The organism is Vibrio penaeicida (assembly GCF_030689305.1).
In the GTDB taxonomy this organism is placed as follows: domain Bacteria; phylum Pseudomonadota; class Gammaproteobacteria; order Enterobacterales; family Vibrionaceae; genus Vibrio; species Vibrio penaeicida_B.
The window spans coordinates 380,348-407,184 of record NZ_JAUYVM010000003.1; the positions used below are offsets into that span (position 1 = coordinate 380,348).

At 41.3% G+C, this 26,837-nt stretch carries 25 protein-coding genes; 11 read left to right on the forward strand and 14 right to left on the reverse strand.

The features are described from left to right. Positions 1 to 19 precede the first annotated feature (19 nt). Positions 20 to 1,858 (reverse strand): methyl-accepting chemotaxis protein, encoded by a 1,839-nt coding sequence (locus Q8W40_RS07680; protein WP_305396605.1) that lies wholly within the window; start codon positions 1,856 to 1,858, stop codon positions 20 to 22. A gap of 801 nt (positions 1,859 to 2,659) precedes the next feature. On the opposite strand from Q8W40_RS07680, the gene Q8W40_RS07685 reads away from it, so the two are divergent. Then, positions 2,660 to 3,559 carry an ABC transporter ATP-binding protein gene (locus tag Q8W40_RS07685; RefSeq protein ID WP_305396606.1) on the forward strand — a complete coding sequence of 300 codons (900 nt, stop codon included), beginning with the start codon at positions 2,660 to 2,662 and terminating at the stop codon, positions 3,557 to 3,559. Then, a complete protein-coding gene (locus tag Q8W40_RS07690) occupies positions 3,552 to 4,559 on the forward strand; it encodes an ABC transporter permease (RefSeq protein ID WP_305396607.1) in 1,008 nt (335 codons plus the stop codon). The genes Q8W40_RS07685 and Q8W40_RS07690 overlap by 8 nt, the downstream gene beginning before the upstream one ends. A gap of 180 nt (positions 4,560 to 4,739) precedes the next feature. Here the strand turns inward: Q8W40_RS07690 and Q8W40_RS07695 are convergent, their stop codons facing one another. Beyond that, a complete protein-coding gene (locus Q8W40_RS07695; protein WP_305396608.1) occupies positions 4,740 to 5,771 on the reverse strand; it encodes an acyltransferase in 1,032 nt (343 codons plus the stop codon). Positions 5,772 to 5,913: 142 nt separating this feature from the next. After that, positions 5,914 to 6,861: an AEC family transporter gene (locus tag Q8W40_RS07700; protein ID WP_305396609.1), complete on the reverse strand. Its 948-nt coding sequence runs from the start codon at positions 6,859 to 6,861 to the stop codon at positions 5,914 to 5,916. Between the two features lie 239 nt (positions 6,862 to 7,100). Here Q8W40_RS07700 and Q8W40_RS07705 point away from each other — a divergent pair, with 239 nt between their 5' ends. From Q8W40_RS07705 to ppnP, 3 genes are all read left to right on the forward strand, one after another. Next, positions 7,101 to 7,688: a TetR/AcrR family transcriptional regulator gene (locus Q8W40_RS07705; RefSeq protein ID WP_305396610.1), complete on the forward strand. Its 588-nt coding sequence runs from the start codon at positions 7,101 to 7,103 to the stop codon at positions 7,686 to 7,688. 143 nt (positions 7,689 to 7,831) lie between these two features. After that, the gene (locus Q8W40_RS07710) at positions 7,832 to 8,680 is read left to right on the forward strand and encodes an alpha/beta hydrolase (protein ID WP_305396611.1); all 849 of its coding nucleotides are present in this window, start codon (positions 7,832 to 7,834) and stop codon (positions 8,678 to 8,680) included. A gap of 65 nt (positions 8,681 to 8,745) precedes the next feature. Further along, positions 8,746 to 9,027 (forward strand): pyrimidine/purine nucleoside phosphorylase, encoded by a 282-nt coding sequence (gene ppnP / locus Q8W40_RS07715; RefSeq protein ID WP_104402428.1) that lies wholly within the window; start codon positions 8,746 to 8,748, stop codon positions 9,025 to 9,027. A 202-nt stretch (positions 9,028 to 9,229) separates the two neighbouring features. Here ppnP and Q8W40_RS07720 read toward each other — a convergent pair whose 3' ends face one another. The 5 genes from Q8W40_RS07720 to Q8W40_RS07740 form a co-directional block, all read right to left on the reverse strand. Continuing rightward, positions 9,230 to 9,892, reverse strand: coding sequence for a YoaK family protein (locus Q8W40_RS07720; protein ID WP_305396612.1), 663 nt, complete (start codon positions 9,890 to 9,892; stop codon positions 9,230 to 9,232). A 138-nt stretch (positions 9,893 to 10,030) separates the two neighbouring features. Next, the gene (locus Q8W40_RS07725) at positions 10,031 to 10,900 is read right to left on the reverse strand and encodes a DMT family transporter (protein WP_305396613.1); all 870 of its coding nucleotides are present in this window, start codon (positions 10,898 to 10,900) and stop codon (positions 10,031 to 10,033) included. 116 nt (positions 10,901 to 11,016) lie between these two features. Then, entirely contained in the window at positions 11,017 to 11,526 is a 510-nt protein-coding gene (locus tag Q8W40_RS07730) for a YgjV family protein (RefSeq protein ID WP_305396614.1), read from the reverse strand. Between the two features lie 655 nt (positions 11,527 to 12,181). Further along, entirely contained in the window at positions 12,182 to 13,744 is a 1,563-nt protein-coding gene (locus tag Q8W40_RS07735) for a diguanylate cyclase (protein ID WP_305396615.1), read from the reverse strand. A gap of 158 nt (positions 13,745 to 13,902) precedes the next feature. Continuing rightward, positions 13,903 to 14,511, reverse strand: a complete 609-nt coding sequence (locus Q8W40_RS07740) for an alpha-ketoglutarate-dependent dioxygenase AlkB family protein (protein WP_370693368.1) — start codon at positions 14,509 to 14,511, stop codon at positions 13,903 to 13,905. A gap of 66 nt (positions 14,512 to 14,577) precedes the next feature. Between Q8W40_RS07740 and Q8W40_RS07745 the strand changes: the two genes are divergently transcribed. After that, positions 14,578 to 14,928, forward strand: a complete 351-nt coding sequence (locus Q8W40_RS07745; RefSeq protein ID WP_126608605.1) for a hypothetical protein — start codon at positions 14,578 to 14,580, stop codon at positions 14,926 to 14,928. Between the two features lie 121 nt (positions 14,929 to 15,049). Next, positions 15,050 to 15,196 carry a hypothetical protein gene (locus Q8W40_RS07750; RefSeq protein WP_180958297.1) on the forward strand — a complete coding sequence of 49 codons (147 nt, stop codon included), beginning with the start codon at positions 15,050 to 15,052 and terminating at the stop codon, positions 15,194 to 15,196. A 93-nt stretch (positions 15,197 to 15,289) separates the two neighbouring features. Here the strand turns inward: Q8W40_RS07750 and Q8W40_RS07755 are convergent, their stop codons facing one another. Then, positions 15,290 to 15,907, reverse strand: a complete 618-nt coding sequence (locus Q8W40_RS07755; RefSeq protein ID WP_305396616.1) for a glutaredoxin family protein — start codon at positions 15,905 to 15,907, stop codon at positions 15,290 to 15,292. A gap of 575 nt (positions 15,908 to 16,482) precedes the next feature. Here Q8W40_RS07755 and Q8W40_RS07760 point away from each other — a divergent pair. The 4 genes from Q8W40_RS07760 to Q8W40_RS07775 all read left to right on the forward strand — a co-directional run bounded on the left by Q8W40_RS07760 (position 16,483) and on the right by Q8W40_RS07775 (position 20,924). After that, positions 16,483 to 18,228: a methyl-accepting chemotaxis protein gene (locus Q8W40_RS07760; protein WP_305396617.1), complete on the forward strand. Its 1,746-nt coding sequence runs from the start codon at positions 16,483 to 16,485 to the stop codon at positions 18,226 to 18,228. A gap of 637 nt (positions 18,229 to 18,865) precedes the next feature. Continuing rightward, positions 18,866 to 19,369: a GNAT family N-acetyltransferase gene (locus Q8W40_RS07765; protein ID WP_101110041.1), complete on the forward strand. Its 504-nt coding sequence runs from the start codon at positions 18,866 to 18,868 to the stop codon at positions 19,367 to 19,369. A 206-nt stretch (positions 19,370 to 19,575) separates the two neighbouring features. Next, positions 19,576 to 20,556: an oxygen-dependent tRNA uridine(34) hydroxylase TrhO gene (gene trhO, locus Q8W40_RS07770; protein WP_305396618.1), complete on the forward strand. Its 981-nt coding sequence runs from the start codon at positions 19,576 to 19,578 to the stop codon at positions 20,554 to 20,556. A 149-nt stretch (positions 20,557 to 20,705) separates the two neighbouring features. Further along, positions 20,706 to 20,924 (forward strand): hypothetical protein, encoded by a 219-nt coding sequence (locus tag Q8W40_RS07775; protein WP_305396619.1) that lies wholly within the window; start codon positions 20,706 to 20,708, stop codon positions 20,922 to 20,924. A gap of 94 nt (positions 20,925 to 21,018) precedes the next feature. Here the strand turns inward: Q8W40_RS07775 and Q8W40_RS07780 are convergent, their stop codons facing one another. From Q8W40_RS07780 to Q8W40_RS07800, 5 genes are all read right to left on the reverse strand, one after another. After that, positions 21,019 to 22,032 carry an AbrB family transcriptional regulator gene (locus Q8W40_RS07780; protein WP_305396620.1) on the reverse strand — a complete coding sequence of 338 codons (1,014 nt, stop codon included), beginning with the start codon at positions 22,030 to 22,032 and terminating at the stop codon, positions 21,019 to 21,021. Positions 22,033 to 22,086: 54 nt separating this feature from the next. Beyond that, complete coding sequence (locus tag Q8W40_RS07785; RefSeq protein ID WP_305396621.1) at positions 22,087 to 22,437, reverse strand: DUF3147 family protein; 351 nt, start codon at positions 22,435 to 22,437, stop codon at positions 22,087 to 22,089. Positions 22,438 to 22,643: 206 nt separating this feature from the next. Next, positions 22,644 to 23,114, reverse strand: a complete 471-nt coding sequence (locus Q8W40_RS07790) for a GyrI-like domain-containing protein (protein ID WP_305396622.1) — start codon at positions 23,112 to 23,114, stop codon at positions 22,644 to 22,646. Positions 23,115 to 23,194: 80 nt separating this feature from the next. After that, positions 23,195 to 24,922, reverse strand: a complete 1,728-nt coding sequence (locus tag Q8W40_RS07795) for an ABC transporter ATP-binding protein (protein ID WP_305396623.1) — start codon at positions 24,920 to 24,922, stop codon at positions 23,195 to 23,197. Further along, entirely contained in the window at positions 24,915 to 26,699 is a 1,785-nt protein-coding gene (locus Q8W40_RS07800; protein WP_305396624.1) for an ABC transporter ATP-binding protein, read from the reverse strand. Before Q8W40_RS07800 ends, Q8W40_RS07795 begins: the two co-directional genes overlap by 8 nt. Positions 26,700 to 26,837 lie beyond the last annotated feature (138 nt).

Sequence of the window (26,837 nt, forward strand, 5' to 3'; positions counted from 1 at the left end):
GAGAACTACTCGATTTCTATTACACTCGGAACTGACCGAGTATCTTGCTCACTTGGTTACCAACTTGGTTCAAGCTTTCAGCAGACTCAGTAGTCTCAATAGATTGAGACATTGTCTTGTCTGAGATATCGGACATGGTATTCACGTTGATGGCAACTTCATCCGCCGCGGTTGCCTGTTGACCCGCCGCACTTGAAATCAATCCAATCGAGTCGTTGATTTGAGCAATAAATCCATCAATTGACGTTAACGCTTCTTCGGCTGACTGCACTTGTGCTGCGGTTTCTTCAGCGTTAGAACGACTCTTCGTCATTGCTTGGCTAGCGCTTTCTGAGCGTTGCTGCAAGCTAACGATGATATTTTGAATTTCCTCTGTTGATTCTTGAGTTCTCGATGCCAATGAGCGAACTTCATCAGCTACGACCGCAAACCCACGCCCTTGCTCACCGGCACGTGCTGCCTCAATCGCGGCATTCAATGCCAACAAGTTAGTTTGTTCTGCGATGCTTCGAATAACATCCAGAACCGTACCAATTTGTTCACTGTCAGAGCGAACTTGCTCTACCGTGTCACTGGCATCGGATATTTGCTGAGACAAGCTCTGCATGGCAGTTGCTGCGTTCACAACAACTTGAGTACCTTGTGTTGCCGCATCGGCTGTCGATTGAGACAATTCAGCAGCTTGTAGTGCACTGTTGCTGACTTCTTGAGCACTGGCAGACATTTGAGTCATTGCCGACGCTGCAAGTTGCGCCTGAGATTGCTGCTCGCGGACTTCTTGTTGAGTGCCGCTGGCTTTGACTGTTAATTCCTGTGCTGACGATAGCATGCTAGAAGACGCAGTATTTAATTGCCCAACTGTCTTCTGAAGTTTCTCTGCGAAGATATTGTAATTTGTCGCCAGCTTAGCAAGTTCATCGGTACCAGCAACTGGGATACGAATGGTCAGGTCGCCTTCACCCTGAGCAATATCACTTAACACATCATTAGTGGATTGGATTTTACTCGTAATGGCTTTTGTGACAAAGAATGAGACAAAAATACCGACGATAATCGCAACGCCCACAATCATAAACAGGAATGATGTAGAGGTTTCGGTATTGGCTTTCGCCTCATTGGCCGCTTCTCGCATTGATCCACTGATTGATGCACGTAACTCCGCAATCGCCGTAGCGATTTTAGGTCCTACGGTATCCAGTGTTTTGATACCTTCATTACGGTCGTAAATCATGTTGACAACACTGTTTGCCGCTGTTTCGTATTGGGTGAGCAACTGTTTTGCTTCAGACGTTAATTGACGTCTTTCAGGGTTTTCTAACGTACCCAACAAGGTGTTAATTTCTTTCTCTGATGCATCAAACTCCTTGTTAAAGCGCTCAACCTGAGCGGGTTGGTTCTCTACCAAGAATTTCGATACGTAAAGACGTGAAAGCAAAAGTGCACGTATCGCTCTACCAGCATGGTATGCAGCAACAACATCTCCATCGCGCTTTGCGGTATCCATAACTTTTGTTAGCTTGCGCTCAATTTGAGGACCATTTGCATTTAGTGTTCCATTCACCAACTCGTTTCGGTTGTTCATGTTAGTTACAACCGTCCCGGTAAACGTCGATAAGTAAACAGACTTCATCTCATCAATCGATTTCAACATTTTCACTCGAGTAGGATTTTGAATTTCCTTGTAAGAGCGTGTCATGTCTTCAGTCCAAAGAGCAGCTTGTTGATTGAATTTTTCAACAAACTCAGGTTTCCCTGTTTTTATAAAGTTCTTAACGGTTAACCGCAGTCCGTAAACACTATCTGTAACTTCTGCTGCTAGCTCAGTATCCGGTGCTAAATCAAAAGATATCTTATTCATATCTTGTGATAATCCATTTAGCAAATTCGAGCTCACTACTGCAACAGCGATTAAGATGGCGATCAGAACGGCTGGCGATATTGATAATTTTTTTGAAATGGAAATATTGTCCAAACCCATTGTCTTTTCTCCATAAAAGATAAAGCCGCATTTTTTATTTTTCTATTAACTAAAGTAGCAAAGAATGAAAGACTAAACAGAAAATAGATTAAATAAATGTTTGGTTATGGAATAAGCGTCTACATATCATTGAGTTATAATATTGCCTTTGTTCATTAATTCTCATTAGTTTGAAAAAAATCTTAAATAAGCTACACGTGGTTTAACTTCGAATAAAAGTGCTTGCTTCGATAATATGAAAAAATATGAACAAAATTATAGGTTTTTTATTGAGAGTGTTTGTTAGAAATAGTATGCATAAAAGAGTTAACTAATATGAGTTTAGATGAATTTTCAATCATTTATTGATGATAATTATCATTAAGATTGATTCTAATGCACTTCTTTACTTTAAAGTTCACATATGGCTTATTTATAAAATTGTTATTATTGGCGGTGTGATGATTTAAATAACACAAGATAAAAAATAGATCTTATATTCAAATGATTCGAACTTGCTAAGGCTACCCTATAATCTTTTGTCGACTTTCAATTTAACCTCCAAGTATTTGAAATTGGTCGGTCATTCCGCTGCTCCTTTTCCTTGAACTGAAACAAAAGATAGCGCTTTGATTCCTGCATCTTAGGGTGACTTGAGTATAATGGTGTGATTGGATAGAAGGATAAGAGCTGATAAAAGATATGGAATTTCAATTAGAAGCAGTGTCACTGCATAAACGCTTTAAATCAGTTGTCGCTGTAGATGATGTGAGTTTTGGGGTAAAGGAAGGAACGTGCTTTGGATTACTTGGACCAAATGGAGCCGGAAAAACCACAACGTTGGAGATGCTTGAAGGGATCATGGAACCGACAAGTGGGCAAATCCTGTATAAAGGTCAACCCATAACAAAAGAAGCTTATCACCGGCTAGGAATACAGTTTCAAAATACTGCCCTGCAAGACTACCTTACCGCGAAAGAAACACTCAAGATGTTCCAGTCTTTTTATAGCCATTCTATGCCTTATGATGAATTGGTAACGTTGTGTCAGCTCGGTGACTTTTTAAATCAAGACCACCGAAAACTGTCAGGAGGTCAAAAACAGCGACTGTTGCTGGCGTTAGCGCTGATAAACGATCCCGAGTTAATTTTTCTCGATGAGCCTACAACAGGGCTAGATCCTCACAGCCGTCGACTTTTCTGGGATTTGGTCAATACCATCAAGGCAAATGGAAAAACCGTTTTATTGACGACACATTACATGGATGAAGCGGAGTATTTGTGTGACGAAATAGCGATAATGAATAAAGGAAACATTATTGCTCAAAATACACCTACCCATTTGTTAGACGAACATTTCTCTGGGGCGTTAATTAGCTTGCCAGAATCTCAAACTAGCAATGCTCACCTCAATGGCGAAGTTGTGCATTACTCTGAGGGACGTTGTTTTATTCAATCTGAAAATGTTGAAAATACACTGACTAACTTAATGGCTTCCAATATTTCTTTGGAAGGTCTGCAAGTTAAATCCGCAAATCTCGATGATCTATTTTTGAAATTGACCGGGCATGCTTTGATAGAAGAGGAAAGTCAAAATGTATAGTCGATTCCTGGCTGTTTTAGTTGCTAGAAATTATGAATTCATGCGAGACAGAAGTGCATTGGGTTGGAACCTCGTTTTTCCAATCTTGATGGTGGTTGGGTTTGCGTTCGTTTTTTCTGATGACAATAAAGTGCTTTATAAAGTTGGTGTGATGAACACAGAACAAGAGACGAGCCAACCGTTTCAGGAATTACGTCACCTTGAGTTTGTTGAGTATGCCGATATGAGCACAGCAGAGCTTAAGTTACAGCAACATAAGATTGATATTTTAGTCGACTTTAAAGCGAAATCTTACTGGGTCAATCAATCGTCTGCGAGCGGCTATATTGTTGAAAAGCTACTTCTTGGGCTGCAACCTGATTTTGTAAAATTCACCATTGATGGAAAGGCAATACGTTATTTGGATTGGGTTGTGCCTGGAATCCTCGGTGTAAACATGATGTTTTCCTGCTTATTTGGTGTTGGCTATGTCATCGTGCGCTACCGTAAAAACTCGGTATTAAAAAGGCTGAATGCCACACCGCTTAGAGCGATCGAATTCTTATCGGCCCAAGTATTGTCTCGTTTAGTGATTGTCATGATCATTAGTTCTGGGATCTTTGTCGCTTGCAACTTTGTGTTTGATTTCTATATGCTCGGTAATTATTTCACCCTATTGCTGGTGGCTTTCCTTGGTACCTCTTCCATTATTTCTTTGGCGTTGTTGATCGCTTGCCGATCCGAATCGGAAGAGTTTATAGGCGGTATGCTTAATCTGATTTCCTGGCCGATGATGATGTTATCTGGAGTTTGGTTTTCGCTGGAAGGTAGCCCAGAATTTATTCAGCAGCTGACTAAAGTGTTTCCACTTACTCATATGCTGGAGTCGGCACGAGCCGTAATGTTGGATGGCGCTGGGTTAGCCGATATCTGGGGGCATTTAGTGACTCTTGCTTTAATGACCGTTGTTTTCTTACTGGCGGGTTCTTATTTCTTTAAGTGGCAAGGCGAAGCCCGATAATGCATCTATAGTTTTTCGAACTATATCTTTGGTATAGACGTTTCTCTTTGTTTTGAGTAAACCGCCATTTGTTAAGTAAGCGCCAATACGTTGTATTGGCGCTCTTTTTATCTAAAACAAGCCAGATGGTAATTCTATTCATCCATAGCTGAGGTTAATTTGGCAACCGCTAGATAAAAATTATCGAAATAGAATGCGCTTCAGTGGGGTTTTCGATACTCCCCAAACAAACAGAACGCTAGAAATTAAGGTCCCAGATAGCACAGCAATATCTCTTGAATATCCTTCCAATCCATTAAATCTCACAACGTTGTCGACCAGTATTTGCAAAGGCAAATGCGCAACGTAGATACCTAAAACCAAGCCAGATAAATTGAAGACCCAAGGCTTGTTTCCCCAGTTTGGATTCGCTAACAAAAGAAAAAGAATGCCAGAAGCCCAAATTGGTGTCGCGGCTAAAAAGTCATGGCTGTTAAAGGCAGTGCCATATTGTGCGAGGATTTCGGCTTCACCTAAGTGTAAACTTAGCCCTATTAACGCCATAATGGTTGCATTCAACGCAGGCACTGAGAGCTTTAATCGACGTATTTCGAACCCTATTAGCACCATTAGTGTGCTGAAGAAAGGACCGTTTCGAGTAAAGATAGGGGCTTCCCAATCAGTTAGCACGTTGTAGCTTCCTGCTAGTACTCCGTAGACATAAAGGCTTCCAGCGACAATGACCAAGCCTTTAGACAGCTTAAAATGAACGCCTAGAGCAATAATAGCTACGGCACACAGTAAGCCAGGAATAAACCACAAATGCACTAAACCACCCTCGAATAGTGTGTTTATTGGGTTTTGGAGCAACCAATTCCAGTAGCCACTTCTTTCGGCAATGAAACCTTCCGTTAAAAACTGATACCAGTTAAACGGCATAAGTAGGCAAATAACACTCCAAACTAACCATATTTTTAGCAAAGGAATGCTGTAATGTTTTAGTGTAGAAAGCGGATTAGCACTAAGCTTGGGCTGGATAAGATACCCAGATATTAAGAAAAACAAAGGCACTGCAAACCGTGTTAACTGGTTTAGAACGTACCCAACCCACTGCATCTCACTACTTAAAGAGGAATGAGTTAATACTTGGCTATGCAATAGCATAATAGCAAACATAGCGATAACGCGGCCGAGCTCTAAGCTGGCGATTTTATTGGTATGGTTAGAAGGCATGTAGGGCTCACAGAGAATAAAAATTCAAGAAGGCAGTTTATCTTTTAATTCAATGTTTTATGTTGAGGTGTGTCATGAATTCTTAAGGGTAAGATTAAGAGTTTTTAATCTAATTTGGATGACCTTCTAACTAGGGCATCACCTAAATAAGGTTAAAGCTAGACAGAAATGCTATCCCGAGTGAGCACGTTAACAGTGATACGACGGTAGTTAATGCAATAACGTTTGCTGCCAGTGTTGGATTTCCACCCATCGAGCGAGCCATAACATAACTTACCGCTGCTGTAGGAGATGCCGTCATAGTGAACAGCAGTCCGAGTTCTAATCCTCTGTAGCCCATTAAAACACCGCCACCCACAATAACAAGAGGACAAAAAATGAGTTTTAACGTTGTAGCAAACCAAGCACTGTTTTTTTCTTGTTTTAAGGAACGAAGGTTCAGTGATGCACCTGTACATAGAAGAGCAAGGGGCAGCGTCATATCCGCGAAGTACCCTCCTGCGTGAGTCACTATTTGCGGAATGGGGACGGATAACCCGTAGCAAGCAAACCCTAGTGAGATAGCAATAATTAAAGGGTTCTTGGTGATCGTTTTACCGATCAAAGTCAATGCTTTTAAATGTGATGATTGCTGCTTCGGGCTTAACGCTATTACGGCAAGAATATTATAAAGCACCGTGGTTGCAGCAACGTAGAGAGCAGCACTTGCAACACCTTGTTCTCCATATAGGTTTGCAGTGTAGGCTAGCCCTATAATCGCGGTATTTGCACGAAACCCTCCTTGAATAATAACGCCTTGATCGCTTGAAGATGGGAAAAACGTTTTGGTAGAAACCACCGAGATTATGAAGAAAGTCAAGTTGGCAGCAAGCCCGTACATCACAAAAGGAAGGCTGCTTTTTAAATCATAATCAGATTGAACAATGCTAAGAAACAGCAGGGCTGGTAATGTCACTTTAAACACCAGCTTTGATCCTGTATCTATAAAGCTCTCATTGAGCACGTTTGTTCGTTTTAAAAAGACACCCAGTACCAACATCAAACAGATAGGTCCTGTAATACTAAAGGAAAAGGCGAGCTGTTCTAGCATGAAGAAACCTGTGTCGTGAGTGGGAAGCCGCTGAACCTAGCATCTTGAGGTTACTTGGGTATATGGTGTCATGAAAATCCATTATGCCCAAGCGAACTCTACTCGCGTGATGTGTCTTATGGCACAAAATCAAAGATTGCAAAAAAGAACGACTGTGCTATTAATATAATGCGAGTTGCAGAGTTGACTAGATTCGATTTAAATAGCGGTCAGTCAATCTCAGTTAAACAGAGTGTTTAATGAACAAAGGCAAGGCAACAAAAGAGAACATTTTGAAAACGGCTTTTAATGTGGCAAGCCAAGATGGGCTTGAAAGCCTGACATTTGGTGTGTTAGCGCGGCATTGTGGTTTATCAAAAAGTGGACTTTACGCCCATTTTAACTCGAAGGAAAATCTTCAGGTTATGGTCGTTGAGTATGCCAACCTGAAATTCATTGAGCGAGTATTGCAGCCAGCACGTGACCAATTTTCTAATGATCTTGAATCCAAAATCAGGTTGCTATTAGAAAATTGGTTAAATTGGAACCACTCTTTTCAAGGCAGCTGTATGTTCCTTGATGCGTGGCGCAGTGATACAGATGAAGACAATACTGTGCAGCAAAGCTTGATCAAAGGGAATAATAAGTGGATCCGTTATATGGAAATCCAGATAGAAAAAGCCAAACATACAGGGGTTTTTTCGATGGCTTTGGATACCAAGCAAGCGGTATATCAGATTTACGGCGTGTATTTAAGTAGCCAGTTGTTCTATGCCATTGATGGTGAGGATGAAAGCCGCGAAAGGTTTTGGAAGAGCATTGATTTTTTGTTCCAGCATTGGCGCTAACGATCCATTGTGACAGCCTTAAACCGTTAAGCTACCAAGAGAAAGTGAAACAACATAACAATAAAAGCTGGTGAATACGTATCATCAGCTCATTTTTTAAATGCAAATAGCACGAGCGTTCTATTTTAAAGAGAGTAACGATCATGAGTGAGAAGATTTACTTCAATGCATCAAACAAGTTCAGTTTAAAACGCAGTTTGGTGAATTGCACAACGCGCTTGCATCATACACTAGCGCCCAAACATGCCTTAAAGACCGGGAGAAAACTATTGCTGACTCCTGCACGTCTAACACCAAAAAATATGGCACCTAAAGAGTTGGTAAAAGGGTCTGTCCAAACGAGCCATGGTGCACTTTCTACGTTCTCATTAGGTGAGGGACCAGTATGGGTACTCACTCATGGTTGGTCGGGGAGTTCAAACCAGTTTTACCCGTTAATGGAGCACATTGCTTCCAAAGGTTATCGTGCCTTGGCTTATGATCACCCAGCACATGGAGAAAGTGATGGGGATGTAGGACATATTCCAGCGTTTGTGGAGGGTTTAGATGCCGTTTTAGATAGTGTCGATGACTTAGCCGGTATTATTGGTCATAGCATGGGAACAGCGTCAGTATTAGAAAGCCGACATCAAAAAGCCGAAAACTGCCCGATCATCTTGATCGCTCCTGTGCTGAATTACATTGAAAACTTGTTCTCGAGTATTCGTCGCTCTGGGTACTCCATGAAACTATTTAAAGAAGTGGTAGGGGAAGTGGAACGCCAATATGAATTTCCACTGAAGTCGGTTGATCCCTACCGCCGTCTGATGGAGCGGAAATCAAAGTGCATTATTGTTCACGATAAAGACGATAAATTTACGTCTTATTCGGTTTCTGAAGAAGCGGGTAAAGAAGGTGATAACGTCGAGCTAATTACGACCGAAGGCCAAGGTCATGGTCGAGTAATGAAGTCGTCTGCTGTTATGGAGGCGTTCGACAAATTCTCATCATAATGAGGCTTGCACATTTTTACAGAACGGGGTAAAAACAAAAGGTAATTCAATCACAAGGAAGAAAAATGATTACCGAAAATACCTATTTCGAAGGTGGGGTTAAGTCTTTAGCGTTCGTTCAGTCAGAACAAGAAGTGAGCGTAGGCGTTATGGCTGTGGGTGAATACACATTTGGTACAAATGCACCTGAAAAAATGACCGTTGTAAAAGGCGATCTAACCATTAGACTCAAAGGTGCAGAAGCATGGGAGACATACGCCTCTGGTGAGTCGTTTAACGTTCCTGGTAATTCACATTTCGACGTAAAAGTGGAGCAAATTACAGCTTACTTGTGTGAATACTTGTAGTTATACCCGAGATTGCTAAACCCGATATGGTTATACCCAAGTATCTTGAGATCATTTGGGTATATTTAAAAAAAATGCCACAAAGACAAGTGGGATACACTAACGAGTCCATGTGGCAAAAAAACAAATAAAGATCGAAACCTGATACGCTCGCAATGGCTAAATGGATCAGGTTTTTTTATTGTCGGCGATGCTAACGAAACTAGGCTCTATTTTTTAACGTCAGCGTCATTGAATACGCTAGTGCTGCGAAAAACGCCAATAGTGCGGGTATTAACAGTGCCTTGAATTGCCACAAGTGGTAGAGATAAGCCCCAACAAATCCCCCTAACACAAACCCTGCTACGACAGCTAAGAGCAAACTCACTTTTCTTTTGTCGGCGTGCTCTCCTCGCAAATAGGCTCCGAACATTATTCCTAAATCTGTGATGATCCCGGTCATGTGAGTTGTCCTTACGACGGCGCCGCTGTAAGTCGTTACCATTGCATTTTGCAATCCGCATGCAGCTGAAGCCAAATAATGTCCGGAAATCGAACCTCGGGTTAACGTAATTCCGGCCGCTGTTAGCAATACGCTTTCGAGAATCAAAGCCGTACCGTAATGCCGTCCAAGTTTTAGCGCTGTACTTTGGATGATATAACCGCTAATGGCGGAACCAGCCATAAAGCTAAGAAGAATAAAGATGATATGAATCAGCTGAGAATCAGGAGAAAGTAAGCCTGCTCCAAGCAGTGTGATGGTTCCAGAAAGATGTGAAACGGACTGGTGCTGAAATCCTAGTAAACCTATTGCATTAACGATCCCAGCAATTCCTGCAAGACAAAATGCACCGTATTCAACCCAGCGAGGGAGCTTAGTAAGCATACTGAAACCAAAACAAGGAGAGAATAAGGCGATATTCTATTCCTAGTTTCTGAATTGATCATCTGCAAACGCATCTCTTATTGATCTCTCGCAAAAGCAAACGATTCGCCATACTTAATCTGAGCTCGGTCCAAGGGATTATCCGCCTTCAGTAACTTTAGAATGTTGGGAGGGTTTTCTCTGAGCGTTCAGGTTAATGATATTTCCTGTGAGCATCAAAATCCCACCGAGTAGAACCCACCAATCTAACGCTTCGTTGTAAAGCCACATACCAACCACTGCGATAATGGGCAAGCGGAAAAAATCGAGCGACACCACCACACCAGCGTCAGCGTAGAGCATAGCTCTTGCAATACAGAAGTGAGCAGTTAATCCACATACTCCTACGACGAATAAATAAAACCACTCTATACCTGTAGGTACTTGCCAATCTTGATAAGAAAAAGCGAATCCAATGGGTAATTGAATTAGGCACATTAGGAAAATAATGACTAAAGGCGGTTCGGTTTCTGCCAAGTATTTTGTACACACATACGCAGTTGAAAAGCTGATTGCCGCTAAGATGACGACGAAAGAAGCAGGGTCGAATATATCAGCGCCAGGTTTTACAATGACAAGAACACCAATGAATCCAAGGAACAAAGAAATTACTTTTGTTTTAGTGAATGCTTCGTTTAGAAACCAACAAGCGATGAGAAGTGTCCATAATGGCACAGTAAATTCGAGCGCAAATACATTGGCCAAAGGCAGAAGTGAAATCCCTAAAAACCAAGAATACTGACCAACAAAGTTAATAAGGTTTCTCCCCACATGTATATGCATTTTAGGGGATTTGACCAGATGAAACTGACCAAAATAAGCCAACAATATAGAGACAAGCACCAGTCCAACTACGCTGCGAGTAAACACCAATTGAAAAGGCGTGTAGTTATCACCCAATTCTCTTGCTGTGATCGCCATAAACGTAAACGAGGCGAGTGTTCCCATCATCCATAAAACGGCTTTCATTCACTTTCCTTGTGAGAGTTCGAAGAGTTGTACAGACCATCGCAATATTGCAATGATGTCTGCCGAGGATTTGTTGACCATATAGTAAATTGCGAATCAAATCACTTATACAAAGGTCATAACGTCGCGTGTTGGCTGCGATATAGCCTGAAGATGGTGATGGCGTTAATGATCGCAAAGGTACTTTCCATTAGCACGCCTCCAATAGAGCCCAGCACAATGTTATGCAGTAACCAACAAAGTGTATTGAGAAGCACGGTAGCGCGCATGGCAAGCCCTTCCAACTTGTACATACCCCACGTTGCAACCGATGTGCTAAGTAAAGTAAGGAATTGGTGGGGTTCAGATGCGTTAAGCAGCCCTAAAACCCATATTAATGCGATAAAAAACCACATTAGGTAGGAAGATTGAGTTTTAGTAGAGAAATAGATTCTTAATACGCTTACTGCACATATGGTGGCAGCCGTTATTGCCCCCATTAAAACAAAATGAAGAACGAGTAATATTTGGAATAATGAAAGGTGAACACGCATTCGATAGCTGCATTTATGGGCAAAAGCCGCAGAGCCGAAAAGAAACGCAAGCAAGCCTACTAGCTGAGGAATATCATTAAAAACAGACAACATGATTATTTTTGTGAGCGAACGCAATATGACGTAAGGAACATGATAATAAAAATCGGAAACTTGATGTAAGAAATCTCTCACAAATACTGTAGGAAATCATGATATTTTTTGATACGTCATTATATTAGACATGCCTTATCCTATTGAATGTCATATAAAAAATTGGTTGTTATTTTATGGTTATCAAAAGGTTTTTTAAAATATATAGTCAAAAAGCCGTTATCTAGAACTAATATTATCCATGTCGACAGGATACGACGTTACCCTAAGGAAAGGGTGATAAGGAAGTATAAGCAAGGGCACAGCTTAACAAGGACAATGCTTTGAAGGATTGAAGCGCAAAGGATTGTTGTAAAGGACGCGCAGGGACGGATTGGATAACACCTAAGGATTAGGTTTTCCTCTAGGAATGAGGAAAGGAAGGATTCGCAAGGACACCGCTTCGGAAGGCGCGTAAAGGACAGGCAGCAGGAAGTTGCAACATTTATGGATTATCAACGCAGGATGCGTTAAGTAGCTGGAACGCTGCCAGAAAAATGATTTAACCCCAACACATTTGTGTTGGGGTTTTCTTTTTTTTGGCAATACTTATTATTGAGTTAAACGATATTGGTTTAAGTGTGAGCAGATATTTGACGTGAAAATAAGGCGTCAATTACAGTTCTGAGCATATATAGAATTGATTTTTACCATTGCGTTTCGCCATGTACATTGCGTTATCCGCTTGGTTAAGTGTCTGCTCAAATTCGTTAATTTTTCCCCTAGTCATAACTACCCCAATACTTGCTGAGACGGGATGCTCTTCGCACCTGTGTTCGCCACATGAACACGCATGTTCAATTTTAATCAGTAAATCCTGCAGTATTTCACCAACCTGACTAATGGAATCTAACTCAGTCAACATAAACACAAACTCATCCCCACCAAGGCGGGATGTTATGCCGATACCATCAAAGTGCTCGCTGATGACGCCAGCTATTTGCTTGAGGAATTTGTCTCCTTGCTGATGCCCAAATTGGTCATTGATGTGTTTGAAGTTGTCAAGGTCAAGTAGGCAGAGTGCAGTGAGCTGATCATCCGATAGGTTTAAGCTTGCGACTTGCTGTTGCAGACTTAGACGATTGACTAATCCAGTTAAAGGATCTTTCATCGCTAAATCTTGGAGCACTTCTTTTTGTCGTCGGAGTTGTTCATTGGTATCGGAAATGACGGACGTTTTGTAGAAGCTATAAACCATGGCACTCAGAATAACAAAAGTGAGAGCTGAGAACGCAAAGAGAACCAAATAAGGGATCCAAAGAATTGGCATCGTTTGGGTAAAATGAATATCAAGTTGCCACGTTCTTCCTGGCAAAGTGAGAGGGAAACTATACGAAAGGTGTCCGTCAGGATCTGCTAGATACTGAGGGAAAATACGGAGATGACTTTCTCTCGTAACATCGCTAAGAATAAAGTGAATATGTTCTCGGTTCGCCAAATTGCTCAGTAGTAACCTTTCCGGTTTAAGGAGCATGATCACATAGCCTTTAAGATCATCTGGTGGGAAGTACTTCTCGTTAATGGCGTTATGCCTTTCGTGTTCATCAAATACAGGAAAATAAATCGCTGTCGCGAGTGGTCCATCAGGATCTTGCACGGTGGAAAATGGGCTGGTGGCGTGAACTCGCTTATCAAGAGCGGACTTTCTAATTGCCTGTTGGTTGAATGGTCTTTGTGTTAACTCTAAACCAATGGCATCTTTGTTCGGTTGTAGAGGTTCTGTAAACATAATAGGAAAATAAACGGGGTTCTTGGGAACCGAAAGTGTTTTAGATGCTTCTGAATTAGTGGTGAAAAAACCCGTCGGGGCATAGCCTTCTTGTTTTAAGTGATACTCGACCAATGTACGTTCAGTTTGGTGGATCTTCGGTGCCCACTGTATGGCGAGTATGTTGTACTGTGAACGGAGCATGACATCAGAAAAACTTGCGAACTCATCGCGAGAAACCTGTTCGGAAGCAGAAAACAATGCACCATATGATTCAAGTAAACCCGATACGTCATCAAGTAAATATTGCGCTTTTAATGCTTGTGTATAGGCGATTTCATAAAGGCTTGTTTCAACATTTTGCTTTTCTACGGTCGCGGCTATGCTATAGGCAAACCAAGAGCCTAAACTACCTAAGCAAGTCGTAAAAATAACAAGCAAAGCCTGTATGTGTGTAAGTCTAACCAACATGAAAATTGCAACACCGATTGGAGATAATAAACCTATATTTGCATATGCTAATTTATTTAATAAGTGGCTCAGTTAAATTATTGTGAATTCTTGACGCAGTATCACCGAGTTCCGTACTTTTTTCATAATGAGTATTTACATTGATTAGGTAAAAAAACTTATTTTTCAATAATATGCCTAAATGTAAGGTTAATACGGGGGTTTACAGCTTTTTTCGTTTTGGGAATGGCGTGATACCAGTATTGCTGTGTTTCTCCTGCCATAATAAGCAGGGCTCCGTGCCCGAGTGTAAATTCTTGTTTCTCATTAGAATTTTTATGTTTGAGGACGAAGCGTCTAGGTTCGCCAAGCGATAGCGAAGCAATAATGGGGTTAGGTCCAAGTTCCGGTTCATTATCTTGATGCCACCCCATAGAGTCATTGCCGTCACGGTACATGTTTGCGAGAACGGAATTGAAGCGTTGACCGGATAGTTCTGCACACCTTTTCTCTAAAGCTCGAAGCTCCTCTGTCCATGGGTGAGGATGCATCGTTAACCCTGAATAAGTATAGGAAGCGTTGCCATGCCAAGCTTGCAGGCGAGGTTGCAGTACTTTTCTTCCAAACATATTGATAGATTCTTGTTGCCAAGGAAGAGTATCGGTGAGCTTTTGAAATAAACTATTGGCATATGACTCAGTAAGAAAGTTTGCGTCCCAGTAAATTAAGCTATTTTGGAAGGTTAGCCATTTTCCTGTTTCTTCTTCAAACAAATCGTAATTCTGCACTTAATGATTCCTCGAATCGCCACATGGGTATAAAATACGCCCTTTCCCATACAAGGTAAAAGAAGAATGCAACAACAAGAGTTTGAAGCCCTAGTAAAATCCCTATGCACGCAAGAATCGCTTCCAAAAGCGCTGGAATTGTTGAAAATCTCTGAAGAAAAAGAAGTTGCAGATGCTGCTGAATCTCTCTCTGGTCAGTTTGCGCTAGCAGAAGTGGAAGGTGAATCTCGAATTTATCACGTTACACTTCAAGAAAATGAGCAAGGCGAAGAACAAGAGTTTGTAGAGCACGTGATGAATGAAGGAGATGACATAATAAAATTTGTCGCTTGGTTCTTCTTTAGTATGTTTGAAATTAAAGAGCGAGATACATATCAAGCAGCAGGTAAGACTTATCAGCAACCTAAGCGAGGCTAAGCACATTCGTCCTTTATGATCATCGATTTACTTTTGTTGCAATAAAAATGTGATCTAGATGTTGATTCTGATCCGGTAAAGAGTAAACTGCGACTCAGTTCACGTTATAGGGGTGCTCAAAATGGGATTAGATTTAGGATCGGTATACGTTGCCAACCAAATGGCTAAGAAGATGGTGGAAGAGAAGCTCTATGGGCAGCCATCTTCAAAAATCGAAAGACCTTCTTTATTTCGCCGGTTGGCTTCGAAGGTTAAAAAAACAAAGTAAGGGAAATTATGATGATCGAAGGAACGAATCAAATGCCCAATCATAAAATTGGGCTTTTTCTTTTTGCACCCAAGCGACTTGGGTATTAACGAGTTAACTTGCGTTTTTCGATTCCATCTCTACCACATTGTCCGGAACTGGGCGCAATCCATTTGTTCCAATATGCTCTTCAAGCTTGTCAAAACCACCAACATAATTACCGTCTAGCCAAATTTGAGGCACGGTGACTGGCGTTTTTTCGCCAATGATGGCTTTCACTTCTGGAATCATCCGATAGAGAGCAGAGCTGTCTTTGACGACATCGTGATATTCGTAGTTTATGCCTAATTCATCTAACAAGCGCTTTGCTTTGACACAGTAAGGGCATGTTGCTTTCCCGTACACAATGTTTCCCACAAGATTACTGCGTTTTGCCCACTGTTGAATAACCGATTGGACTAAAACGCCTCGGTTCAATGCTTCACCTTGGCTAACTACTTTGCCTTCCACCACCAGAATCGGAGCGTGAAAAGCGCCATATTTTAGCGGCTCCCACCAATGTGATAACCAGTCTTTTATTTCCAAATCAATGGGAATACCATCCAATTCGTTTTCAAAGGTGTCTTGAAGAATATCTTTAGTTAGTGTGCATTCTCCACAAGGAATGTTCACCTTAAATGGACCCCAACTACCACCCCAGCGGTATAATGTGATCTTGATTGGATTTGCCATTGATGTTTCCTCATAAAGTGTATTGATTTAATAGATCCGGATAACGAAAAAAATCTTTCATCCATTAAAAATATTTTTATCTAGCGTGCGAGAGTGTGGTTGCAAACAAGGTTAGATGGAATCTTAAAATTATAGCAAACAGAGTTAAAGCAGGGTTTTCATTGAGGGCTCATGTTGTTTATTTGAAAGCTCGACCTTTGGCTTCATTTTTTTTTAAAAAAATTAAGCCTTAATTAAATTCGTATATGCTCACATAAATGTGAGCGATTCAATAAAGAATTTGATCAAATTTATGACACTTTATGATTTGAATAAAAAAAGTCTATTGGGAAAGTATTCCATTATATATGTCGTGCTTTCACTAGAATCAGTAAAGAAAGTGCACTTTATAATAAAATTTAAAAGACAGTTAATATGTAATTAGTTTGAATATTTATTGAGCTGTGAGCGATAGCACATTTATTGTCTTTCTTTGTGTTAATGTAATCAAATTATTAATATTTTTGTATATATGAAACCAGTTTATATTACTCCTTGGTTTCATTTTTGGGTAAATATATTAGGGACTATATATTATGGGCAGGCTAAGCTTTAAATTAAAAGTGATAATTCTGATTTCTCTTTCAGTATTAATCACTATTGTTACTTCTTATTTTAGTGTTAATTACTATATCAGCGAGTATATTTATAAGTCGGATGTCCAGAAAATTGAGCATAATACAAAGTTGCTCAATGAGCGTATTGCCGATGAAATGAAGAATGTAGTTTCGTTAGCCGTCAGTTCCAATATGATGATAGACACGCCTGAAGAAGTTAAAGAATCCACCATGTTTGTTAAGGTAGTAAAAGTGGTTTCTGGTGTTATAGCTGTTGGTGACACAGGGCGGCTAGAAGGCGAAGAGAGAGACAAATACATTAACTTAGCTCGCGCAATGGAATCGCGTATTGTGGATGTGAGCAAAGCTGAATTGATAGATGGAAAATTATACTCAACTATTTCTGTAAATAGAGATGGAGGTTCCGCTGACTTTTATACTGTCGATTTAGCAATATTTTCGGAAATTATAAAAAAGTATTCTGTGGATGGAAGTTATATTGAACTAATTTCATCCTCAAATCAGACAATATATTCAGACAAAATTAGCGGCGACTTGAAAACCTTAAGCTCAACCATTGAAATGGATGGGATAAATTGGTCTCTGAACAGCTATGTCGACCTTCAAAGCATAAGGGATAATACTGCCACTCTTAATAATGAGATAACTATAGTTCTGGTGCTAATTGGTCTCATTGTTATCGCATTTAGTACCTTAATGCTTCACCAAGCATTTAGACCATTACTGTCATTGAAGAACATGGTGGCAGAATTATCTAACGGGACCGGAGATTTAACTCAACGCCTTACTGTGAAGTCTAAAGATGAAATTGGAAACATATCTTCTTCAATTAATATGTTTATTGAAAAGTTACAAGAGAACTTTATCGACGTTTCCACGTCCACAAAAAATATAGATAAAGCGATTGAAAAACTCAGCCATCAATCTCAATCGAACTTGAGTACGCTAGACGGACACACGCAAGAAACTGAGCAAGCGATCAGTGCAATAAGTGAAATGAGCGCGACGGCAGATGCAATTACAGACAGTGCAGTAAAAGCCGCAGAACTTACCGATATCACCAATATGAACGCCAATACATCGAAGAAAACGGTACAGCAAGCCGTAGAAAACGTATCTGCGTTAATTAATGAAGTCGGCTCTATGTCGACGTCCATTAGTACAATGAGCCATGATACAGACCAAATTAATTCAGTTCTTCAGGTGATTGGAGACATAGCGGAGCAAACGAATTTACTAGCTCTTAATGCAGCTATTGAGGCAGCACGAGCAGGCGAGCAGGGGCGTGGCTTCGCTGTTGTAGCGGATGAAGTCCGTGCACTGGCGGCCAGAACACAAGAGAGCACATCGCAAATTAATGAAATGCTAGGCAAGCTTCGAAGTGCGACTGATAATGTTGTTACCGCTATGGAATCGACCCGTTCAAGTTGTGAAGAAACCGCGCAAAGCACTAACGAAGTCATGGAATCCTTGAACCTTGTTACGGATTCCGTTGTGGAAATTAATGAAATTAATGCACTCGTAGCAACGGCGGCGAAAGAACAAAGCCAAGTTACGGATGAGGTTAGCAAGAACATGGTTGCGATACAGGATATTGTTCATCAACTAAATGACAATGCATCCGATACACTTACCATCAATGAAGAGTTGAGTGGGACGTCTAACAGTCTAGGAGATGTTGTCGGTCGATTCAAAGTGAGTTGATTTGTCAGAATATCTGTGGAAATTAGGGCGCTTTGGCGTCCTTTTTCTTTGTAAATTAGCGAGCTAAACAACATGTAGAAACCGGAGTGTTTTCTGTCGTTAAAGCTCTTTTTCCGGAGCGGTAATAACCTTTCATTTAGCTCGAATATATGCGTGATTTCTCATAAAACTTATGTATAATTCCACCGCTCACAGCGTAAATGGAATGCGATCCTGTAATTTTTCCGTAAAATGAAGCTTCGCAATTGAAAACTGGTAAGTAATCAAGGAAGAGCCATTGTTAACAACTGAGGTGATTCAGACGTATGATTACGTTATTTTCATTACTGAAATGGGTGGTGCTTTTTGCTTTGGTTAAGGCGGGGATCATTGAAAAGTCGACAGTAGAAAAGATAGCCAAAGGAACGTTTAGGTTATTCAAAAATGTCTTTTTGATCGCAATATCTACTCTCTTTCTCTTTGAAAACCAACCTCTTGTTCACCAGCAAGTATACTTCGAGAGAAAATTCAAAGAGTTTTCTCGATAGCCAGTTGAAGATCGAAGCGTGTAATGACTGAGCTTTGCTATAGTTTTAATTGCAACAATACAATGTTGCCTCTCACCACTTCGCGCTCATGCTTATCTAAAGGAAATCTTATGGTAGAAACGGAACACCTTATCCTTGTGCCAACATCACACAGTGATTTGGATATCTATAAAGAACTGCTTTCCAGTGCCATAGTGACGCGCTATTTACCATCTGGTAAACCTTACACAGATAACCAAATTCAAACGAACATAAAAAATCGCGAGGCACATTGGCTAAAACATGGCTTTGGTACTTTTACTGTTTGTCAAAAATCGGATCGCAGTAAGAAGTTGGGTTATGTTGGAGTGGAAGAATCTCCTGAACCTAACGTTTTTGAGGTTCGGTATGCCATTCTTCCCGAGGCTCAAGGTCACGGTGTGGCTCAAGAAGCGGCGCGTGCATGTTTAGATTTTACTTTTCAAACCAGTAAGTTGAGCAAGATTTATGGTGTCGCTGTAAACGAAAACTACCCCTCTATAAAAGTAATAGAAAAGCTCGGGATGCAACCAGAGCCCGACGCACATTTCTATGACTTTAATGAACTTCTATATTACTCCATTTCGCGCCACTGAATTTCGAGTTATTGAGCGAACAGATATTGTTTATAAAAATATCCATATAACTTGTCCGTGTTTGTGAAAAGCGCTCTCAGCTATACTCCTGCGTCTCGAATCGCTCTCTTTTGATTGTCACTACGCCAAAAGAGGTGATGCGATTTTGAATCATATCGTAATCAACAGCTCTGGATTTACGATCCAGCTCGCTAGAAGGAAAAAAAATGGCTGAGTACGTAGTATGCGCTCTGTATAAATTTGTGCGTCTAGAAAATTATGTAGAACTCCGAGACCCTTTAAAAGCTTTGATGGAAAAGCACGAAGTTCGCGGAACGTTATTGCTTGCAGAAGAAGGCATAAACGGCACAGTTGCCTCTAAGAGAGAAGGCATCGACGCGCTTCTTGAATGGTTTAAGCAAGATCCTCGTTTAGCTGAGATTGTCTACAAAGAATCTTTTGATGCAGTCCAGCCTTTCAATCGCACAAAAGTAAAACTCAAAAAAGAGATAGTGACACTCGGTGTCGAAGGTATCGATCCTCGTCATGTTGTTGGCACCTATGTTAAGCCTCAAGACTGGAACGATCTTATTGCTGATCCTGAAGTTTTTGTTGTCGATACCCGCAACGACTATGAAATTGAAATCGGTACATTCCAAAATGCTGTGAACCCTAAAACAGATACCTTTCGCGAATTCCCTGAGTACGTTGCTCAAAATATGGACCCAGAGAAACACAAGAAAGTGGCAATGTTCTGTACTGGTGGCATTCGATGTGAAAAATCGACTGCTTATATGAAAGAGCAGGGTTTTGATGAGGTTTATCACTTAGAAGGTGGCATTTTAAAATACCTTGAAGAAGTGCCTGAAGAAGAAAGCATGTGGGAAGGTGACTGTTATGTTTTTGATGGGCGAGTTGCGGTAAATCATCAGCTTGAAAAAAGCGGCTATGAGATGTGTAACGCTTGTCGTTTACCAATCACAGAGCAAGATATGGCATCCGCTGCGTTCGAAAAAGGGGTAAGCTGCCCTAAATGTATCGACAAACATTCAGAAGAACAAAAAGCACGTTTTCGCGAGCGTGAAAAACAAGTCCAACTTGCCATTAAGCGTGGAGAAACTCACGTAGGTGGTGAAGCCGACAAAGTGATTGCTCAGCGCCGACAAGAAAAAATCTCGCGTAAAGAGCAGCAGCGTCAGCGAAAGTAAGCGAAATAATATTTTCCGAAAACCCTTAGACACCTAGTGTTTAAGGGTTTTTTTATGCCTTTTTGGGGGAATACAACTTGCTGACTATTGACTAATTTAAGAACATCTCATAACATGTATTTGAAATGCATGTTATGAGATGTTCTGGTATGGATTTTAAGAGAGTCAGTGAAATTGGTGGTACGGTTATGGTCGTTTCTTTGTTGGTGATGACTGCTACGTTGTTAATCAGATTTCCCTTAGCGGACCGATTCAGCATTATTCAGCAGGCAATCGCTCATATCGGAACTATCGTGTTTGCTGGTGTATTCAAAGTGGGTTATGTCGCCTTTATTGTTGGGCGATACGAAAGAAACCTCTCGTTTTAAAGGATGGCTATTATGAACTTTGCGTATTTTTACTATTTTGGAATTGCTGCGTTTCTTGGGCTAATTGCCCCATTTCTCGTTTTGTACTTGGCGGTTATGAATTGAGTTTTTTGAACAAAACGTAAACAGCAGGAGCCAGTTGAAGCACACTCAAGCGTATGACGTGGTGCAGTATTATAAACATCACGTCAAAGCCATTAGCTAGCGCAACAACGACAACGCTTTCCAGTGCTCCCGGTGCATAGGCGAGCGCAACGGAAGTTAGTGATACATCAAATATTGACACCGATAAAACCGTAAAGAGGGCGGTGATAGCAAGGACTAGCACAAAACAGATAGATCCCGCCCTCGTATATTTTAATGCATCACTTCCAGTTATCCCGCCAAAACGTGATCCTATTAAAAGACCAAGAACAACAATTGCAGCGTCCATAAGCCAACTCGGTACCAAGAGATTTTCGATAGGAAGAACTGGCGAAAAAATTAGGCAAGAAAACATTGTTGTTAATAGATAAGGGGCAGGTACGTTCCATTTTTCAAGCCAACGACCGGAAATCATCGAAATGACCGCAAGAAGTACAAAAGTGCTAATAGATTCAAAAGAATAGAGCAGTGGTACCTCTTCTAAAGAATCATATCCATCTGGAATAAAGAAGCTGGCGAAGACAGTCAGCAATACCAGTCTAAATAAATGAACAAATATGACGCTGGCTGAGGCATTGTTTTTGTCTATCACATCCAATACGGCGGCCATTGCCCCTGGGTATGCAGCAAGTATGCTGTCCAACTTTGACCACTTTTCGCGTTTTCGGAGCCACCAATAACCCACCCCGACTTGAACAATTAGACAAGCTAAAAGAACAAAAAGGCTGGGCAGTAGGTTTAAAAATTGCGCTAGTGAATACTCAACGAGTTGAAATCCTGCCGAAAAACCTAGTACCAACTGAAGGAACACGCCGTCCTTTTTACTCGTCTTGGCGTTAGGTATAAATCGAACGAAGATAGCGGCGCCTAACAAAGTTCCTAAAAGCAATCCGTGCGGAATGGCGAGTTGCTGAAATATGATCCCAACAGCCAAGGAGAAAATGAGTAACTTAAGATATTGCACAGGCTCTCCTTTTTATATGGATACACCAATTTACTTTGTTTACAGGAACGAAAGCTAAAGTAAATCTACGCCGAAAGTGCGTGCTATCCAGACAATAATGCCAAACGACACTAGGGTGATGACAATGCCGATTCCAAGTGATGTGAAAAAGTGAAACCGCTGCATGAGCATAGGGAAGGCTAGAAACATCGGCAGTGTGGCCACAACATACCAAAATGTGTAAAACGCATGATTGGCGAGCTTTTCTTTCGGTTGCCCTTCAAAATGAAGCCAAATTAATGCCAATACGGTCACTAAGGGAAGAGATGCCAAAAGCGCACCAAGTTTGTCGCTACGCTTTGCGAGCTCAGATACTAAAACAATAATGGTAGCGGTGATGAAAAACTTGGTGACAATCCATGCCATAAAAAATTCCAATTGATTGAGCAGAAGAAGGAGTACTTATTCAGCGGATATCATACTCTATATTGAATTCTTTGTATTTAACGCAGCATGATTGGCACACAGTTCCTTGACATACGGAGATAGCGGACATGCACCAACGTCATATTTTTAAGGAAAATACAGAGGTTGGTGCGGTGTTAGAAAATCAGAGTATAGAGAATAGAGGCTTATGTGGTTGGGGTAACGCCAATATAAATTTCAACTTCATCCTCGCTTTTGTACTTTTCAAAATCCGTACGGTACGCTCGCTTATATTCACAACCTTCGGTAGAAAAGAATACCCAGATTTGCTGCCAAAGTTCGACGACCATATTCGGCATGCTTCCCTTGTTACTAAAAACTAAGTACTCGCCAGATTCGACTAGAGATACTTCTAGTGTACTTTGATCACTTAGCTTATTTTGAACATCTAAATGAGTGGCTCCTGCCGTTACATCAAATTCACCAAGATGATCCGACTCGTACTGATGATAGATTCCAAAAACTTCAGATTCAGTTTGAAGGTTTGGGGCAACATTAACGTAGAAATCTTGCCAAAGAGCCCCAATTTTTAAGCCAGACGTTTTCATTTCATCATGATTGTTTGTACGGATAGTTAATCCGTGAACTGCAAATTGTTCGATTTTTTCCATGCGCATATTCGAGCTCCTGTCGCTAAACTGACGTGTGTAGCCTTTAGCTTAAAGAGCGCAAATGACAGATTGTGTCAGGAGGGCAGTTAAGATGCTTTCATTGTCCACCCATGGGCCTGCTGTTGCGCGTTCCATAGCGATTGATATAGACCAGCCGTGTTATTCAATTCTTGGTGGCTTCCCTGCTGCTGAATTTTGCCATCGTCGAGCACCAATATTTGATCGGCGTTGACAATGGTATTGAGTCGATGAGCGATCATAATGACGGTTTTCTTCTTAATCAGCGCGCTTAAGGCTTGCTGTATTTCATGCTCATTTTCAGGGTCCAGTGACGCTGTAGCTTCATCCAGTAATACGATGGGGGCATCTTTCAAAATCGCCCTAGCAATAGATAAACGCTGTTTTTCACCGCCAGATAACGTTGCTCCCCCTTCACCTATCAAGCTGTCTAGTCCATGAGGTAAGTTAGAAACAAATTCCCAGCAGCACGTTGCTTTACAAACTTCTTCAACTTTCTGCCTGCTTGGTTTTTGCAATCCAATGGTCAGATTATTGAATACGGTATCGTGGAAGAGGTAAACCTCTTGGAATACCATGCTGATTTGGTCAGCTAAACATTCAGCAGTAAGCGATTGAACATTATGACCACCAATTTTAATGTCCCCTTCACTGGTATCCCAAAAGCGAGCAATCAAACTGGTTATAGTTGTTTGTCCGCTTCCTGATGGACCGACAAGCGCAGTTAAGCTTCCCGGCTGGCAAGAGAAGCTAATACCGGATAAAACTGGGTTTTGGGCGTAAGTAAAACTGACGTTTTCGAATTCAATGCTGGGTTCAAGCTTTCGGTTTACCTCTCCTTGAGGAAGCTCTGGTTCTTCGAGTACGTCTTGAATCCGGTTAGAGGCTTGCTGCATAAAGCTGTATTCAGCAAGGTAAATTGCGATGGACATAAGAGGTTTGAAAAAGCGGCTCGACACAATCAAAAATAGGACCGCAACGTGAGGTGCTAACTCGCCGCCAGCGTATAGATAGATCAGCGAGATCAGCATTGTTGCAAATCCGAGTTCGACTAAGCACACAAAACTAAGAGGTGCCACACCCGCTACAAATTCGTGCTTAAGGCTCATTCTCTGAATATCTTTAAGCTGATTATCGAGTTTGGAGAATCGTGTACCAGCTAAGTTGTACGATTTGAGAAGTTTGATGGCGAGAATATACTCCATCAAAGAACCCGTCATTTCAGCCACTTTATCCAGCAGTTTTCTGCTCAGTATCGCCCCTGCCTTTTTCAATAAAATAAAGGTCACAATGGCGATGGGAAGACCAATGCACATTGCGAGGCTTAGTCGCCAGTCTTCAAAGGTTAAGCCTATAGCGACTAAAGCGGCCAAACTGATGGTAACGACCAATTGGGAGAAAAGATGGGAAAATATTTGCTCGGTAAAAGTGACGTCTTGTAGCATGGTTGCGTTAAGCGCGCCTGGGTCTGTTTTTAGTAAATACCCCATTGGTACTTTTTTTAATTTACCTGCCAGGTTTTGACGGATATTAATGCCGGCGTCGTATCCAAATATTTGGCTATGAACCATTACGTATCGAGCCACAACGATGCGCAAGGCAAATAAAACCAGCATGGAGCCGCAGCAAACCCAAATAAAGTTCAAGTTCGGTTGTGGCAGAAACATTTCCTTAATTACCAAATAAACCACAACGAATGGAATACCCATAAGGAAAGCTTCTAGAAAACCAACGAGGATATTTCGTGTTAGCCCTTCGTTTTCTGTACCAGTCAGAGCTTTCATTTGTTTAAGCATCAATAAGCTCCTTTTCTGTTCCTTGCTCTTTTGTTGATAAACTCCATTGACGAGATGCTTGATGAGAATGCCAAAGGGTTTGGTAAACATGGCACTCGCTCAGCAACTCCGTATGCGAGCCTTGTCCAACCAAACGCCCTTTTTCAAGAACCAATATTGAATCTGCATGTACGATGGTGGACAACCTATGAGCGATAACAATGACGGTTTTACCAACCATTAACGTTGCCAAAGCGGACTGAATGAGTGCTTGATTGTTGGCATCTGCGTAAGCCGTAGCTTCATCCAAAATGAGAATTGGGGCGTTTTTCAAGATTGCACGTGCTATGGCGATGCGTTGTTTTTCTCCTCCGCTCAGTGACATGTTTTCTCCTAGCACGGTTTCGTACCCGTTAGGCATATCACAAATGAAAGAGTGGGCTTGAGCGGCTTTGGCTGCGGTGATTATGTCATCTAGTGAAGCATTACTGCCCATAGCAATATTGTCGCGAACAGATTGGTTTAAGATGATGCTGTCTTGAAAAACATAAGCCGTGTTGTCCATTAAGTACGAAGGAGAAAGTGATTGAATAGGTTTTCCACCGATGAGTATCTCACCACTTGATGTATCCCAAAACCTAGCAACTAACATAGCTAATGTTGATTTCCCTGACCCAGAAGGGCCGACCAACGCCGTCATTGAGCCTTGATTAATTCCAAAAGAAACATCTTTGAGAACGAGATCTGATTCATCGGAGTAGCGGAAATCAACGTTCTGGAATTCCACATCAAATTGAGTCAGTGTTTCGCTTTTTTCGGGTTCAGACAACGAACGTTGTGCCATTAAGGACTGGAGCCTATTTACACCTTCGAAAATTTGGCTCAAGTATCCACTTAACATTGTGATGTTGTAGAGAGGTTCCATCATTCCCACGCCAAGCAATATACATAAGGTAAAACTCGCGACATCCAAGCTTCCTTGTGACCAAAAGAAGACGCCTAAAGGCAATAGCACCAAAAGCCCGCTGTCTAATAGCGTTTTGAATGCAGCAAAAGGCCAACCTGCGTCTTTAATCCATTGCACAACCAGTTTGTGGTAGTTATCTAGGCTTGATGTGAAAAGTTTATGAGGTTTTCCCCCGGCATTAAACGCGCGAATCACGGGCATTGCACGCACATATTCTGTAACGCTGATATTAAGATTTTCTAATGATTGGTGGTATTGTCGAGTTTTATCTTCAAATCCTTTGTACATGCTCATTTGGGTAATGATTGCGAGAGGAATTGGCACTAAAGCAGCCATCGCCATTCGCACGTCGATAAACAGTAAGAAAACAAATACCGCTATTGGCGTAATGATGGATGTAACGAAATCGGAGATGTGGTGGGCGACAAATAGCTCTACTCTTTCAACATCTTCTGAGAGGATCTTTTTGATTTCGCCAGAACTCTTATCATTAAAGAACCCCATTGGCAGCGTTGCCATATGACCCAGTGCGAGTGTTCGAACTCGATATTGAATGGCGAATGCGGATTTATGAGAGAGCATAACTGCGCCTAACAACATGGCATAACGAACCAACATAAAGGCGATGGCGTACCCAGCCCAACTCCAAGCTTGTGATACGTCAAAACTGTCACTTAGTAATTGATCCAATACCAAATAGGCGAAGTAAAATGGAGCAAGTCCGCAAAGAGCACTAGCAGCTGACAGAATTATGGAAAATACGAGCTTGAGTTTGTGTTCTGCGGAAACCTGAAAAAGCCACTTTAGACTGGCTGCTGCTTCCTGATTCATTGAACTACCTTTCTTCCTTTCAAAAGTTAGACTCATTTTGAATGAAGGAACTGGAAAGACTGCTCAATGGCGGATTATTTTAAAGTGTTGAAAAATAAAAATAATTATGCATTGTGGGGCTTGTTTATCCAGATCGGA